14 protein-coding genes are annotated in these 14,603 nt (G+C 39.4%); 3 read left to right on the plus strand and 11 right to left on the minus strand.

Annotated features, from left to right (window positions below; all coding sequences use genetic code 11):
- Positions 1–353: 353 nt before the first annotated feature.
- The 9 genes from BUF11_RS16895 to BUF11_RS16935 form a co-directional block, all read right to left on the minus strand.
- Positions 354–908, minus strand: coding sequence for a flavodoxin family protein (locus BUF11_RS16895; protein WP_242952396.1), 555 nt, complete (start codon positions 906–908; stop codon positions 354–356).
- A gap of 92 nt (positions 909–1,000) precedes the next feature.
- Complete coding sequence (locus BUF11_RS16900; protein ID WP_073590042.1) at positions 1,001–1,333, minus strand: hypothetical protein; 333 nt, start codon at positions 1,331–1,333, stop codon at positions 1,001–1,003.
- A gap of 167 nt (positions 1,334–1,500) precedes the next feature.
- Entirely contained in the window at positions 1,501–2,316 is an 816-nt protein-coding gene (locus BUF11_RS16905) for an alpha/beta fold hydrolase (RefSeq protein ID WP_073590043.1), read from the minus strand.
- 71 nt (positions 2,317–2,387) lie between these two features.
- On the minus strand, positions 2,388–4,091 hold the full coding sequence (locus tag BUF11_RS16910; RefSeq protein ID WP_073590044.1) for a S8 family peptidase: 1,704 nt from the start codon (positions 4,089–4,091) through the stop codon (positions 2,388–2,390).
- An 85-nt stretch (positions 4,092–4,176) separates the two neighbouring features.
- On the minus strand, positions 4,177–5,508 hold the full coding sequence (locus tag BUF11_RS16915; RefSeq protein WP_073590045.1) for an FAD-dependent oxidoreductase: 1,332 nt from the start codon (positions 5,506–5,508) through the stop codon (positions 4,177–4,179).
- A gap of 126 nt (positions 5,509–5,634) precedes the next feature.
- Positions 5,635–6,345 (minus strand): DUF975 family protein, encoded by a 711-nt coding sequence (locus BUF11_RS16920; protein ID WP_073590046.1) that lies wholly within the window; start codon positions 6,343–6,345, stop codon positions 5,635–5,637.
- A 153-nt stretch (positions 6,346–6,498) separates the two neighbouring features.
- Positions 6,499–8,616, minus strand: a complete 2,118-nt coding sequence (locus BUF11_RS16925) for a leucine-rich repeat domain-containing protein (protein WP_073590047.1) — start codon at positions 8,614–8,616, stop codon at positions 6,499–6,501.
- A gap of 287 nt (positions 8,617–8,903) precedes the next feature.
- Positions 8,904–9,242 carry a P-II family nitrogen regulator gene (locus tag BUF11_RS16930; protein WP_073590048.1) on the minus strand — a complete coding sequence of 113 codons (339 nt, stop codon included), beginning with the start codon at positions 9,240–9,242 and terminating at the stop codon, positions 8,904–8,906.
- Between the two features lie 37 nt (positions 9,243–9,279).
- The gene (locus BUF11_RS16935) at positions 9,280–10,521 is read right to left on the minus strand and encodes an ammonium transporter (protein WP_334293031.1); all 1,242 of its coding nucleotides are present in this window, start codon (positions 10,519–10,521) and stop codon (positions 9,280–9,282) included.
- A gap of 549 nt (positions 10,522–11,070) precedes the next feature.
- Here BUF11_RS16935 and BUF11_RS16940 point away from each other — a divergent pair.
- Entirely contained in the window at positions 11,071–11,304 is a 234-nt protein-coding gene (locus BUF11_RS16940) for a hypothetical protein (RefSeq protein ID WP_073590050.1), read from the plus strand.
- An 18-nt stretch (positions 11,305–11,322) separates the two neighbouring features.
- Here the strand turns inward: BUF11_RS16940 and BUF11_RS16945 are convergent, their stop codons facing one another.
- The gene (locus BUF11_RS16945; protein WP_073590051.1) at positions 11,323–12,651 is read right to left on the minus strand and encodes a replication-associated recombination protein A; all 1,329 of its coding nucleotides are present in this window, start codon (positions 12,649–12,651) and stop codon (positions 11,323–11,325) included.
- 523 nt (positions 12,652–13,174) lie between these two features.
- Here BUF11_RS16945 and BUF11_RS16950 point away from each other — a divergent pair.
- Together BUF11_RS16950 and BUF11_RS16955 are read left to right on the plus strand one after the other, a co-directional pair.
- On the plus strand, positions 13,175–13,351 hold the full coding sequence (locus tag BUF11_RS16950; protein WP_073590052.1) for a DUF4250 domain-containing protein: 177 nt from the start codon (positions 13,175–13,177) through the stop codon (positions 13,349–13,351).
- A 10-nt stretch (positions 13,352–13,361) separates the two neighbouring features.
- Entirely contained in the window at positions 13,362–14,030 is a 669-nt protein-coding gene (locus tag BUF11_RS16955) for a YigZ family protein (RefSeq protein ID WP_073590053.1), read from the plus strand.
- A 114-nt stretch (positions 14,031–14,144) separates the two neighbouring features.
- Here the strand turns inward: BUF11_RS16955 and BUF11_RS16960 are convergent, their stop codons facing one another.
- Positions 14,145–14,438 (minus strand): DUF6514 family protein, encoded by a 294-nt coding sequence (locus tag BUF11_RS16960; RefSeq protein ID WP_073590054.1) that lies wholly within the window; start codon positions 14,436–14,438, stop codon positions 14,145–14,147.
- Positions 14,439–14,603: the final 165 nt, after the last annotated feature.

The raw sequence follows: 14,603 nt of genomic DNA on the forward strand, positions 1-14,603 counted from the left end.
TGGGAACCCCCGCTGCAGTTAAGATTTATGTTAAAATCTATATTTAAATCTGAACATGGCAAGTGAAAATGTACACAAATAAGCCTTTCTTATGAGCAAAAGGTATGTTAAGTGTCATATTATCACCAGCTACTTTAGTTTCAGATCTCCGAGCAAAGCATCGCCGACTAATTTATTTGTGGTCTTTGCAAGGAGATGAGTTTTCGATCAATTGCCTTTAAGGATTTCATATAGATTCCTCCTAACTGAATATATTTCAATATAATTGTATACGTAGAATTAGTATATCATAAATTGATTCATAATCAAGCTCAAAAACATTTCTGTATTGTTTTTGATTCCATAATTTTTGACTATTTCTTATTTAAGAAATCTGCCATTTCTTTTATGGCATTTATAACATAATCCTGGTTGATTGCAGGCTGATTGTTCGTATCATGGCAGCATATCTCCGGTGCTATATTTTTAACTTTCATATGATGTAAAATGCATGTTGCCATTTCAATTGGTGTAGACATGTGTCCATCTCCACCTCCGATTAAAATAATCCCACCCTTTTTACATTTTGTAATTATTTCTTCTTTCCTAAAATAACGGGCACTCCAATATGATTGTACTTTACTCACTGCATTAAGCAATTGACCTGTCAATTCAGAAAAGTAAATGGGTGAAGCAATAACTATATTGTCACATTCTCTGATATATTGGTCAATTTCCTGCCATTCATCCTTTTGACAGCACCCTGTATTTTCCCAACAATATCTGCAATCTAAGCATGGTTTGATATTACAATAATAAGTGTCTACTATTTTATATTCCCCGTCTAAATATTTTACAAACTCATTTAGTATGCTTTTTGTATCGCCGTTTTTTCTTGGTGAACCATTAAATATAATTGTTCTCAACATTCATCCCCTTGATCAATCGTCTTATGTATTCTCTATTGTATTCATCATATCATTTAGTCAAATGCATTTGCACTCAGACTCATTGTATGTTCTTATAGTATTTTTCCCCACATGAACCCTATTGCAATACCAATGACCAAACCTATCATCATTTTGTTATCACTATTCTCATTGATATTATGAATCTTATTAAATCTTGCAATATCTATAATCAGGAATAGTGTAGCAAGCATTGCAATAATATAAGATGCAATACTCACAATTAGCATAAAATAGCCTGATATAATGGATAGGGCACTTAATATAAGAGACAAAAGTCCTGCTGATAATGAAGCAATTGCTGCGCCCAAAGCTATTTTTCCTATTTTTGATGGTTTGTATTTTATTTTTTTCGTCTGTTTTAAACTGTTATTATCTTCTTCCAAAATATATTCCTCCCCTTAGCACATGATATGATTTTTTTTACTGCCCCTATTATACGCTGTATTTATCCATATTTCCATATTAGTTTGTAATCCGTACAAATTACTTTTCCGTATAACATCAAAAAAGCCGCCGCACAACCTTAGTCATGCGGCAGCCCTGATTCCTATCATTTCTCTCCTACAAACTTCATTAATTCACAGTTAAACTTATCCTTCTCGTCATAAAAAAGCCCATGCCCGCTGTTTTCAAAGGTTATAAATTCTGATCCTTTGATTCCTTTATGCTGTGCAACTCCCAAAGGATACTTGCATACCTCGTCATGGATACCATGCATGATAAGCGTAGGAACATTTATACATTTCATATCATCAAATAATGTCTCATAAAGCCAGGCACAAGACACATAGGCGGTGGCCCAGCTTGCAGCTTCCAATCCCAGCGACCAAAACCACCGGGAGAAAGGCTCCGTAACAGGCTGATAGAAAAACATCTCCCCGAAGTCCTCCAGCATTTTAGGCCGGTCCTGATAAGTGTTATAGATAATCTGAAGTACATCTTCCTCTTTTAATCCATAAGGAAAGTTTGGCCTTTGTATAAGGCTGGGAGCTGCTGCTGCACACAGCACCAGCTTTGATACACCGTAACCTCCATACCTTGCCATATAACGGATTGCCACCGCTCCTGCCGTGGAATGCCCTAACAAGGTAAGGTCACATAAATTTAACGCTTGTATAACACAGCGGATATCATCTGCAGAGGTATCATAATCATATCCGTACACCGGTTTATCCGATTTTCCAAATCCCCTGACGTCCATACCGATACAGCGGTATCCTTTCTGTATCAATTCATTATACTGGTACTCAAATAAATGATGGTTAGCAGGCCATCCATGCATAAATAATATAGGCTTTTCACCCTGTGGATTTATATCATTAACATAAATCCTTACACCAGGTTCTACAGTAATATAATACTCCATATAGTTGCACCTAAACTCCGATTTACTATCAGAATATTCCAGCAATACAGTTTTGCTACAATTCATGGGTATCACAATGCCATAAGTTCTTTCAGTACATCCAATATACCTTGGGGATTTAATATCCCATATCCCCAGTCCTCATTCGGATATTTCATATCTTCATCCCTTAAAGCACTTAGCTGATAGATATGCTTTACATGAGGAGTATTTAAAAAATCCGCCTTATCTTCCGCTTCTCCCCATTGCAAAACCAGTGCTGTAATACCCGCCGTATAGGCAGCCGCTACACTGCTGCCACTGGCAGATACATAGGAACCTCCTGGAAAAGGAGCAGGCAGGTTGACCCCCGGTGCTGCAACATCCGGCTTTGGAAATTGATCCACATTAAAGCCCCTGCTGCTGTAAAAGTCCAATTTCTCTGTTGCAACGTCATAGCTCGTGACAGTCAGCAAACCGGCAGAATTCGCAGGGCCTACTATTGTGGTATAATTATTGGGTTTTATAAAATAAGTATCCTCTGCCAGGAAATTATGGAGAGAAAGCCAAAAATGGAACTCCCTCGGTAAATCTCCCATTGAACCAAATACACTAAATGTCCAGTTTCCCTCCATAGGATTATGAAATCGGAAGATAATTGACTGGTTATGGTTGGATGGAATACCAAGTGCGCTATCGGCTACTACCAATCCATTATCTCGTTTTTCTATCTTAGTCTGTCCATCTACCGGTGGAATACGCATAAGAAAGTCACCGGAAGGCATGTAGACATCAATCCAGAAAAAATTAGGAGACTGCCCCCAAAACTGCATCATAAAGCCCGGATTCTTTTTCCCTACGTGCAGCTCTGCATCTGCCGTTATAGCCTCTGGAGCAATACTTTCATAATAATGGTTTTTACGGTTTGCCTCGTTTCCCGCAGCTGTAATAAATACATAGCCCGGCTTTTCCCCAATACTTGTGTAAAAGCGGCTGCTGATACGCAGTCCTACATGATCAACAATGTTGTTTCCAATACCTATACAGATTATTATAGGTCTGTTCAGTGAACTTGCAATGCGGTCAAGATATTCAACTCCTGCTATGATATCATTTTCCTGGTAGCAGGGCACTCCGTCAGGAATAATATATAACTCCCTTAGGTACTGCTTCGCAGGCTTTAATTTTACTATAACCAGTTCCGCCTCTGATGCAACTCCCTGAAAGTGATTGTCCTTATCCTCGCTGCCACAGGCGATTCCTGCCATTATAGTTCCATGGCCGATATCATCTGTCACAGGAATAACCGACAAAGGATCGCTGCTTTGAAGGGCTAAATTAATCTGTTCCTTACTATATTCCGTTCCATAATAAAGTCCCCTTGGATGGTTATCCCGGCTTCTTATACTTTGATCCCATATGGATGCAATTCTGGTAGTATTGTCTTTTTTTCGAAAAGCAGGATGCCTGTAATCAATCCCCGTATCTACAAATCCTAATAACACACCCTTACCGTCATATCCTTCAAATCCTTGCGGCTTGGGATCCAATAAACATTCATGATTAATCTCTGCTGTCAGAAGTCCATAACATCCGGGCATTGAGTAATATCCAAATTGGTTGATGCTGTCCAGAGTCATCCTGTCTACCGGAATGTATGCAAAGGCAATATCACTGTTGATATGATTAATAAGATCTCCCGAAAATTTTTGCCTTACCTCTTCCCTGTTCCAATCATCCAAAATTATATCGGCATAGTTCTCACTGATAATCTTATACCTGTCAGCCTCATTCATAATGGTTTACCCAAAAAAGTAGTTATTTATCTATATGACAATTATAAAAAAGTATGCCTGGACAGCATCCCTTCTTAATGAATGATTATGGATGTATTATATTATTCTGTATATAATTTATGGAACATCCCACATTTAATCCTTCTGTCACCTTGACCATCTTGCGGGTGTCTCCTATCAGTATCGCTCCCACAAGCTTTTTTTCATTAAAATAATATTTTTCATACCTGCCGTTATCTGCGTCACTGTATTCCAGCTCCTGATATTCAAGCTCCGGGTTTTTGCCGTTATCTCCGCCTGCAAACAGGGCTGTATTCATACCTTCAAAACTTAGGGCGGGCGGATTGAGTTCATATGTTTCATTCTCCCCTGCCGCATTTACTCCTGCTATCTTTCCCATCATAATTGCCTGGGACCAGACCGCATAATTAACACACTGATATTCTGCACAGTCTCCGCAGGCATAAATATCCTCTTTACTGGTTTCCATTTTCTCATTTACTACAATAGCCTTGTTAACAATGATTCCGCAATCCCTGGCAAGATTCACATTTGCCCTGATACCACAGGATATAATTACAAGATCTGCCGGATAGGTTTCTCCATCCTTTAAGGCCACACCGGTTACCTTGTCTTCTCCCATAATCTCAGTAATTGATGCATTTACACGAAACTGGATACCTGCTTTCTTTATCAGCTCTCCTAATATCTCTCCTGCCTTATCATCCAGCTGGCGTACCATAAGCTTGTCCGCCACCTCAAGAACAGTCACCTCACATAACTTGCTAAGCTCCCATGCAGCCTCCAGCCCAAGAACTCCGCCGCCGATTACTACCGCTCTCTTTGCTGCGCTTCCAAGTGCCTTTGCCTTTTTTACATCCGCCATATTGCGTATTGCGATAACTTCCGGTTTATCGCTTCCCTTAACAGGCGGATTAAAACATTCTGCTCCAAGGGCATAGATACATTTATCATACGGAATACTTCTGCCGTCTCCTAATAAGATGGATTTATTCTGCGTATCAAGCTTTATAATCTCTGCATTTAATATATTGGTAATACTGTTTTCCTCATACCAATCCATCGGATGTATGAGAATCTCCTCTGCCGAAACAAGGGAGCTAAGACTTTTTGTCAGCATGGGCCTGTTGTAGCTATATTCCGCTTCCCGGGATATCATAGTAATAGAACAGGTTTCATTTCTCTCCCGTATGGCTTCTGCTGCACTGATACCGGCAGCACCATTTCCCAATATAACAAATTTTTCTTTTGTATCTTTTCGAAATCCGATATCTTCCTCCTCATAAGGAATAAAATAATCCCTTCCCACTCCGCACACCGGACAGACATCAAGCTCCGAATCAAAAATTTCACCGCAAACAATACATTTTACTAATCTTCTGTTCCCCTTTGGCATATTTCTTTAACTCCTTTCTTATTCTGTTTAAAATCATTATATCCCGATAATGTATTATGGTCTACAAAAAAGGAGGGTGTCTCATGATTTTGGGGACACCCTCACCTTCTTTTCTAATTCATCGCCTTATTCATCATCCAGACTATATTCATAGGTGGTATTCTGCCCGGATACCTGCACATAAAATGCAGCATTGGCAGCCTGCATATAAGGCATAACCCACAACAATCCTATACCGAAGGTCACTATACTTAGTAATGCCCAGCCGATAAAACTAAACTGAAGACAGAAGTATTTCCATTTATAACCATTCATCATTTCCTTTGATTCTCTGATTGCATCCATAATACCGATTTCAGGATTATCTGCCATAATATATGGTGCCATACAATAGCGGAATGATGCTATAATCCCTGGAATAACAAATAGGAAAGACCATAATAATATGAATAGTCCCATCATAAAATACAGGCCAAATATCTTCAAGATTATATTAAATCTTGAAAAGACATTGTTGAACTGAAAACTTTCTCTTCTTACAAGATTTACGTTAAAATAAAGATATCCAACCAGCAGGGCATACATCACAAACTGTACGACAATCAGCGCCAGCATGTACTCTAAATAGCCCTTGGGTGATATTATTACCTGCGGATAATCAGTATATGACATGTCACCGGTAATTTGAAGACTGGCATTTGCCAACAGTACCATATAGACAATAAGAACCAATATAAAGTTTATTGCCTGAACCGCAAATCCTGTCCCTATGGCAGTACCCCAATTCCCGCTTAGCGCCTCTCTTGCCTTCTGCCTGTAATCTCTTGCTCTTAACATATGTTTCCTCCCTGTTCTATACATCCTTTATCCAATAAGCCCATTCTCTTTCTTTAGAACGGATTATCGGATAAAGTAAAAACATTACTATTATAACACAAAAGAGAATTAAATCAATTTAGTTAACTATGCCCAATTGATTTTTACTTCTTCTTACTTCACCTTAAAATCACAAAGAAAACCTTTTTTAGAATATACCGCTTTCACAGGGCTGTAATCGCTGATACTATTCCCCTTCAAATATAGTTCTTTCAAATTCGTCAGTTTCTTTAGTGATGCAATACTCTTTATCTTATTGGCTGACAAATCCAGATATTTTAGACTGGTCAATGCCTTTAACCCGGTAATACTGCTGATCTGATTATTATCCAATGCCAGATGCTGCAGCTTTTTGAGGTTTTTAAGACTGTCCGTGCTCTGTATACTATTCTTTCCGGCTTCCAGCGTTTCCAGCTTCAACAGCTGGCTTAGCCCTGCCAGACTTTGAATCTTATTCTCACGTAAATATAACTCCCGCAGATTCTTCAAAGAAGACAATGCACTTACAGATGTTAACTTGTTACCATTCAGAGATAGAACTTCCAGCTGGGTCAGTTTTTTAAGAGCGCTGATATCGGATACCGAATTACGCTGAAGGTAAAGCACCCGAAGCTTTGTCAGGCTTTTAACGGACGCTATATCCTTTAGTCCCAACTGGCTGGCATCCAAGTATTCAAGATTAGTAAGATAGCTAAGATTCTTTAAGCTTTTTACCCCTTTGGGCAGCTTTAGCCGGTATATGCTCTGTACTTCCTGAAGCGATATCTTACCGCTTGTCTTTCCAAGTTTCTCCCTGACTGCCTTTTCTATGGCACTATCCGAAAAGCTGACATATTTGCTGCTTGCAGCCGGCAAGGTATCATAGGAATTCATCTTAGCGATTATCGTAGTCCATCCATTCAAATGAAACTTCTTTCCTAAAGAATCCGTATAATCAGGCATATTGGAAAGACTCCAAAGAGAAATACCGCCAAGCCCATAAGTCTTGGCCATCTCTATCTTGGCACTGATACTGGTACTGTCTTCATATATCATCACATTCCAGGATTTATCAGATGAATTGTAATACTGAATATATGGACTCTGCAGTTCATTGTTGTAACCATAACTTATATTCTGCCCATAGCCATCCGTATTATCAACCCGGGCCTTTATTGATTTATATAACGGTGAAAGCCTCCCTTTTTTGGAAAGGGCAGTGTCGGGCAATTTTTCCCAGCCTGTTGCGCTTCCTGCATCAAACTGCCACTGGGCAGTATCAAATGAAATCTGCAGCCATACCTTTTGAAGCTGTGTACTATCAGAAGCTGCCTTTTGAATATCATTTAAAGCCTGTCTTATCTTCTGTATAGGCGCCAAACTATCAATGGGCTCCAGTGCATCATAACCTGTATATTGTTCAACCTGGCTTTTTTTCAATTTTTCCGTTGGCTCATAATCATGTGCCATGATAATTACCCGGTCTGCGATACTAAGTATATCCGAATAATTATAGCCATCGTAGTATAACGCTGGGTTTACTGCTACATACAGCTTTTTCCCTATAGAATCCAACTGGACCCTTAGTTCTTTCAGAAACTGGATGAAGTAAGTGCTGATTTGATTTCCATTATACAAAATCGGAGTCCCGGCTGCGTCAGTATTACGAAGTCCTTCAAAGTCAATCACTACGCCATCATAATAAACGCCTTCACCCTGAGTAATGTCTGCCTGCATGGCATTTACTATAGCCTGAAGCATAGCTGACTGTTCTTCTGCATATGGCAAAAGCTTCGTACAATCGCTGCTGTCCATATATACATTTAACTGAATGGATTTCCCTTTGCTCTTTGCATATTTTATCGGTTGAAGAAAATCCGTCGGATAATAAAAACTATAGTTTCCGTTCTTACCCTTTACTGTATTCAAATTACCGGAATCTCCTGCATCTATCCTGCTAAAGGCGAAACTTACGGAATCCAGACTGTCTATGTATTGCTGCATCTTATCTGAAAAAACCGCATTTGAGGGGTAAAATGCATGAAGCTCTCCACCCTGCAATCCCACTGTACTGGCAGTACTCCCGGCCGCTGTGTTACTGTCACTTGGCGTACTTTCTGCCGCAGCAGCAGATAACGGCTGAATGGCAAATGCCAGTATTATTACGAAGCTTATACATAGCTGGATTAGTTTTTTAACCGGCCCATTCTTCATGCTGAATCTACTTGATACGTAATTATTTGTTATTCCCATTGAAATAGCCTCCTTAAACTTGAAAACTGTAGCAGAAAAATGTACTAGATTTTTCAAACTACTCCCATGCATATCGCGGGTTTACCTGCGATACTGCTCAAATAGAAATTGAAAAATGTACTACATTTTTCAAACTACTCTCTAAATCAGATTATATAGTAATTAATATGAAATAACAAATTAATTCTCGTATTTATTATTAAATAGAATATATAAAAAAGCTGCTTCTCCACTAAATAATCAATTAGTTTCGAAACAGCCGCACTTTATTATTACTTTCTATTTAATTATAATGCTTTTTCACCGCGTTCCTTGGTACGGATTCTGATACAATCCACAATATCTGACACAAATATCTTGCCATCGCCAAATTTACCGGTCTGGGCAATGCTTATGATAGTTTCAATGATTTCTTCCATGCGTTCATCCGGTACAACAAGTGTAATTTCAATCTTTGGAAGAGTATTCATGATAATGGTATTGCCCCTTACATACTCTGTAAAACCATACTGTTTTCCACAGCCCAGAACCTGATTAATGGTAAGCCCGTTAACCTGCTGCTTTAATAAAGCATCCTTTAAAGGCTCCAGCTTCTCCGGCCTTACAATTGCTTCAATTTTCTTCATATACAGTCTCCCTTTCTATTTATTCATAAAAATAGTATTAATCTAAACCGTTGAAAGAAGGATATGCAACTTCGCCGTGTTCAACCAAATCAAGTCCCTGTGCTTCCTCTTCCTGTGTTACCTTAACCGGCATCAACAGCTTGATAACGGAAACAATAACGAAAGTGGCAATTCCTGCAAATGCAATTGTAATAACAATACTTAATAACTGTGCAGTAAATAACTTCACATCCCCAAAAACAAGTCCGTTCCACTGTGCTCCGGAGTTAATAGAAGTTTTTGCAAATAAACCTGTTGCAATACCACCCCAGATACCGCCAAGTCCATGGCAGCCAAAAGCATCCAGCGCATCATCATAACCAAACTTACCTTTAATTTTTGTCATACCGAAATAGCAGATAGGGCTAACCAGTAACCCTATAATAAGGGCTGACCAGATGGGAACAAAGCCGGCTGCAGGTGTAATGGCTACAAGACCTACTACCGCACCGGTAGCCGCACCCAAGATAGTTGCCTTACCGTGAAGAAGCTTCTCTATCAGCATCCAGGAAAGAAGAGCTGCCGCTGCAGAAGTATTGGTAGTCATAAAGGCATGGGCTGCAAGGCCATCAGCTGCCAAAGCACTGCCGCTGTTAAAACCGAACCATCCAAACCATAAAAGGGCTGCGCCAAGAACTACAAAAGGGATATTATGAGGCTTATAAGATACCACTCCATATTCCCTGCGTTTTCCAAGAAGGATACAGGCTACCAGACCGGATACACCGGAGCTGATGTGAACTACATTCCCGCCGGCAAAATCAACAGCGCCTAATTCTCTGATAAATCCGCCCACTCCCCAAACCATATGTGCCAGAGGATAATAAACAAGTAAGGACCATGCTGCAACAAAAATGAACAGCGCTGAGAATTTCATTCTTCCGGCAATGGCACCGCAGATAAGTGCGGGAGTAATAATAGCAAACATCATTTGAAAAGCAGCAAATACTGTTTCAGGTATGGAACCGGCATAGTCTGCATTCGGTTCAAACCCTACCCCGTTAAAAAATGCTTTACTGAAATCTCCTATAATTCCGCCATGATCAGGACCAAAGCTAAGGGAATATCCCACTGTTACCCATAAAATGGAACCTAAACCTAAAATAAAAAAACAAGACATCAAAGTATTTATTGCATTCTTTCTTCTCTCCATACCGGAATAAAAGAATGCTAACCCCGGAGTCATTAAAAGCACTAATGCGCTGCTGACAAGTATAAATGCGGTATTTCCATTGTTAATTTCCATACTCTCTCTACCCTTCCTTTTTATCGTTTTAATAAATGACAATTTTCTCTTTTTACTTCACCCGGGTATCGTATTATCTCGTTAAAGTGCCAAATAGTAAAAACACAGCTTCCGAAATCATAGGTATACGGCCGATTCATACCTCTTCATTAGCTGTTTAGAACAAAATAAAGCAAAAAAAGACAACTACCCTTTAAAAGAGTAATCGCCTTTGACTTTAAATGAATTATACATCATATTTTATAATTGTCAAATACAATTTTTAAACTATTAAAAAAAACTACATAATACTATAGAAATTCCATTTCTTTTACATGTCCATACTGCAATTTGCACAAAAATAAGCTGCTTGCTTTTAACAGCTGCATCCCTTATACTATTATTTATTAAATGAAAGATATTTTTCAACTACGCATTCAGGAATACCAAATCGAAGTTTGATATTTACGAAAGGGGTTAGGTTGATAAAACAAAAAGCTGTTTTTTCAACTACCAATTAACGAATATCCAATCGAAGATTGGATATTCAGGAAAGGGGTTATTATGAAAAAAGCAAAACGTATTGGTGCTATCATTGCCATAGTGCTTCTGCTGTCCTTATACGGCGTTACATTTTATGCAGGTCTTACAGCTTCTCCCGATTCAAAGGGACTCCTTATGGCAAGCCTGTATACTACCTTTATGGTTCCATTACTGCTATATGTCTATATGCTGGTATATAAGCTGCTGAAAAAACGCGGTGAAGAAGAAGCAAAAAAGAGGAACGGCAAGCAGTAAAGATCCCGTGCACAGGCACTAAATTTCTGATTCCTTTTTAATCCGTTCAAGATATTCCTTTAAATTCTTTTCATATCCCTGGTCGGATAATTCGTAAAAAGTGCGGTCCTTCAGTTCATCCGGGAGGTACTGCTGCTTCACATAATGGTTCTTATAGGAATGGGCATACTTATAATCCAATCCGTGTCCCAGCTTTCCGGCGCCCTTATAATGGGCATCCATGAGGTAGGGCGGTATGGATGGGGTATGCTCATTTCTTACGGCTTCCATAGCAGCATCAATAGCAACTATGGCAGAATTGCTTTTTGGTGCACAGGCAACATAAGCGGCAGCCTGTGCCAGTACAATACGTGCTTCCGGCATTCCTAACCTTTCCACTGCTTCTGCCGCTGCATTGGCAACCACAAGTGCATTCGGATCTGCGTTGGAAACATCTTCCGCAGCGCAGATAACGATACGCCTGGCAATAAAGGCCACACTTTCTCCTGCATAAAGCATCCTTGCCAGATAATAAACCGCCGCATCTGCATCAGAGCCTCTCATGCTCTTTATAAAGGCAGAAATGGTATCATAATGGTTGTCTCCTGTCTTATCATACCGGATAGCTCTCTTTTGTACGCAGTCCTGTGCTACTTCAAGAGTAATGTGTATCTTACCGTCTGCTAAGCGTTCTGTTGTCAGAATCCCAAGCTCAATCGCATTCAAAGCAGTTCTGGCATCACCGCCTGCAATATCAGAAAGAAAATCAAGGGCATCTTCCTCTATTTCGGCATTATAATTACCCATTCCCTTTTCCTTATCATAAACAGCTCTTACAATCAATTCTTTGATATCTTTCTTTTCCAGAGACTTTAATTCAAAAATGACTGAACGGGAAATAAGCGCACCATTGACCTCAAAATAAGGGTTTTCTGTTGTAGCTCCGATCAGTATAATCGTGCCGTCCTCCACAAAGGGCAGGAGATAGTCCTGCTGGCTCTTATTAAAACGGTGAATTTCATCTATAAACAGGATCGTTCGTTTACCATACATGCCCATACTGTCTTTTGCCTGGGCTATCACTTCCTCCATATCCTTTTTACCGGATACCGTAGCATTCAATTGAAGAAATGCCGCACTGGTGGTATTGGCAATTACTCTGGCAAGTGTTGTCTTTCCGGTTCCCGGCGGACCATAAAAAATAATGGAACTGATTTTATCCGCCTTAATAGCCCGGTATAACAGCTTGTCCTTCCCGATAATATGCTCCTGCCCTACAACCTCCTCCAGCGTCCTTGGACGCAGCCGGTTGGCAAGGGGGGCTTCTTTTTCCTTCTTTGCTTCCCTCATATAGTCAAATAAGTCCATTGTTCACTCCATTTCTGTGCTGCTTTTAGGTCTCCTGTTACAATGCCAGCAGCGCATATGCAAACCTTTGTTCTTTTATTGTAAAGAAGATTTCTCTGCCAGTCAACCCCAAATAAAAAGCATTACAGTATCGCAGGGCAAATGCCCGAAACTAAATAACGGGGATATCCAGATAATCGAGAATTTTGTTTTGGAATTTTATATCGAAGGGTTCCTTACGACACTTAAGCAGCAGCAACCGTGACTAGCGGAAAAAGGGCCAGTGTTTGAGCAGCTACAAGCTACCGAAGCCACAGCGTTCCAGCGAGTTTGGCACTTTTTCCGCTTCCAGGAACGATTGCTGCTGCTTTAGTGGAATAAGGGTTCTTGAGCAATAAAATTCCAAAACAAAATTCTCAATTATCGTCCGTTTCCATAGTCTTTCTTTATTTCACACCCCTTATTTGAGCAGTATCGCAAGTAAACTTGCGATATGCACGGGAGCTATGGTATAATGATAAAAAATACTGCTTAGGAGGACATCATGGCACTGCCCAAGGACCCATTTATACTGTTAAGTTATATTAATACCCAGCTAAGAGACCATTATAAGGACTTAACAGAATTATGCAAAATACTGGAAATCAGTGAGCAGGATTTAAAAAACAGGTTAAATATTATTCATTATGAATATATTCCTGAATTAAACCAATTCAGATAAGGAGATGGCAATGAACGAAGGCTGCCGCACGGTATATCAATACAGCACTGGAGAGGTATCGGTGAAAAAATCCAGATTTATTGCTTCCGTTTATCCGATTTCCTCTGAAGAAGAAGCCCTCCGGTTTATTGAACAGATAAAAAAAGAACATTCCGCTGCCAGGCATAACTGCTATGCCTATGTGCTTGGCAGTAAGGATGAAATCAAACGTTTAAGTGATGACGGTGAACCGGCCAAAACTGCCGGTCTTCCTATCTTAGACCTTCTTGTGCAGGAAAATCTTCATAACATTCTCATTGTCGTCACCAGGTATTTCGGCGGTACACTTCTTGGCACCGGAGGATTGGTTCATGCCTACCAGAGTGCTGCAAAGGAAGGCCTTCGAAATGCTGTGATCATAGAAAAGTTATCCGGCTGGAAATCAGATATCTCCATTGATTACACTTTGGCAGGCAAGCTAAAATATGTCATTGCCCAGGCGGGAATATACCTGTTAAAAGAAGAATATCTGGATAAAGTTCTGCTCTCTCTTCTGATACCGGAGGAATCCTTTTCCTCCTTTAGCCAGAGCCTTACCGAGTTAACCGCAGGAAGAATAAGCCTGTCCATGGACAGCTTGTCCACGGACCAAAAATTGTTATATGCCGTAATAAATGAAAGTTTACATGTCTTTAATTAGCAAAAAGGATTTACATATGTAAATCCTTTTTGCCTGTCTCTGCGCTATTTATCTTCGTTTATTTATTATTCTATTAATCCGGTGTTATAATTCCTATTGTTTCCCTCAATATTTTTATAGTGTACTTTCTGTAACCAAATCGTCTACAATTTCTAACATAGCAACCAGTGTGACTTCATTTTTCCAGAGCTTATGTATCATGTCCCTTACTGTTTCTTTTGAGTCCGAGATTGGTTCCGAATACTCTACTAAAAGATGATCATCCATATGCTGGAATATTTTAATTCCATAGAGCTTTTCATTCTTCTGACAGGTCCTACATTCTTCTACCAAGTAATAGTCAAATATCAATTCCTTATTGTCTTCTAACAATATTTTCTTTGTTCCCTCTAAGAATAATTTCTCCATAGCCCCTCCAAAAAAATCTGATAATTTTTATAACACCACTATTATAATAGAAATAATAAACTATGGCTATTATAACTTTAACACAATATAAAATAAAGACTTAATTTTCATAATAAACAAATTTTTACTATTACAATAGTCAAAATTCACGTTTTGTAAAAAATT

The sequence above is a fragment of the Anaerocolumna xylanovorans DSM 12503 genome (assembly GCF_900143645.1).
GTDB classification, from domain to species: domain Bacteria; phylum Bacillota; class Clostridia; order Lachnospirales; family Lachnospiraceae; genus Anaerocolumna; species Anaerocolumna xylanovorans.

Bases quoted from the DNA above. Each gene is read 5' to 3' on its own strand.
- BUF11_RS16905 (WP_073590043.1), bottom strand. From the start codon at position 2,316: ATGGAGTATTATATTACTGTAGAACCTGGTGTAAGGATTTATGTTAAT.
- BUF11_RS16960 (WP_073590054.1), bottom strand. From the start codon at position 14,438: ATGGAGAAATTATTCTTAGAGGGAACAAAGAAAATATTGTTAGAAGAC.
- BUF11_RS16945 (WP_073590051.1), bottom strand. From the start codon at position 12,651: ATGGACTTATTTGACTATATGAGGGAAGCAAAGAAGGAAAAAGAAGCC.
- BUF11_RS16910 (WP_073590044.1), bottom strand. From the start codon at position 4,091: ATGAATGAGGCTGACAGGTATAAGATTATCAGTGAGAACTATGCCGAT.
- BUF11_RS16915 (WP_073590045.1), bottom strand. From the start codon at position 5,508: ATGCCAAAGGGGAACAGAAGATTAGTAAAATGTATTGTTTGCGGTGAA.
- BUF11_RS16925 (WP_073590047.1), bottom strand. From the start codon at position 8,616: ATGGGAATAACAAATAATTACGTATCAAGTAGATTCAGCATGAAGAAT.
- BUF11_RS16930 (WP_073590048.1), bottom strand. From the start codon at position 9,242: ATGAAGAAAATTGAAGCAATTGTAAGGCCGGAGAAGCTGGAGCCTTTA.
- BUF11_RS16895 (WP_242952396.1), bottom strand. From the start codon at position 908: ATGTTGAGAACAATTATATTTAATGGTTCACCAAGAAAAAACGGCGAT.
- BUF11_RS16920 (WP_073590046.1), bottom strand. From the start codon at position 6,345: ATGTTAAGAGCAAGAGATTACAGGCAGAAGGCAAGAGAGGCGCTAAGC.
- BUF11_RS16955 (WP_073590053.1), top strand. From the start codon at position 13,362: ATGAACGAAGGCTGCCGCACGGTATATCAATACAGCACTGGAGAGGTA.
- BUF11_RS16940 (WP_073590050.1), top strand. From the start codon at position 11,071: ATGAAAAAAGCAAAACGTATTGGTGCTATCATTGCCATAGTGCTTCTG.
- BUF11_RS16950 (WP_073590052.1), top strand. From the start codon at position 13,175: ATGGCACTGCCCAAGGACCCATTTATACTGTTAAGTTATATTAATACC.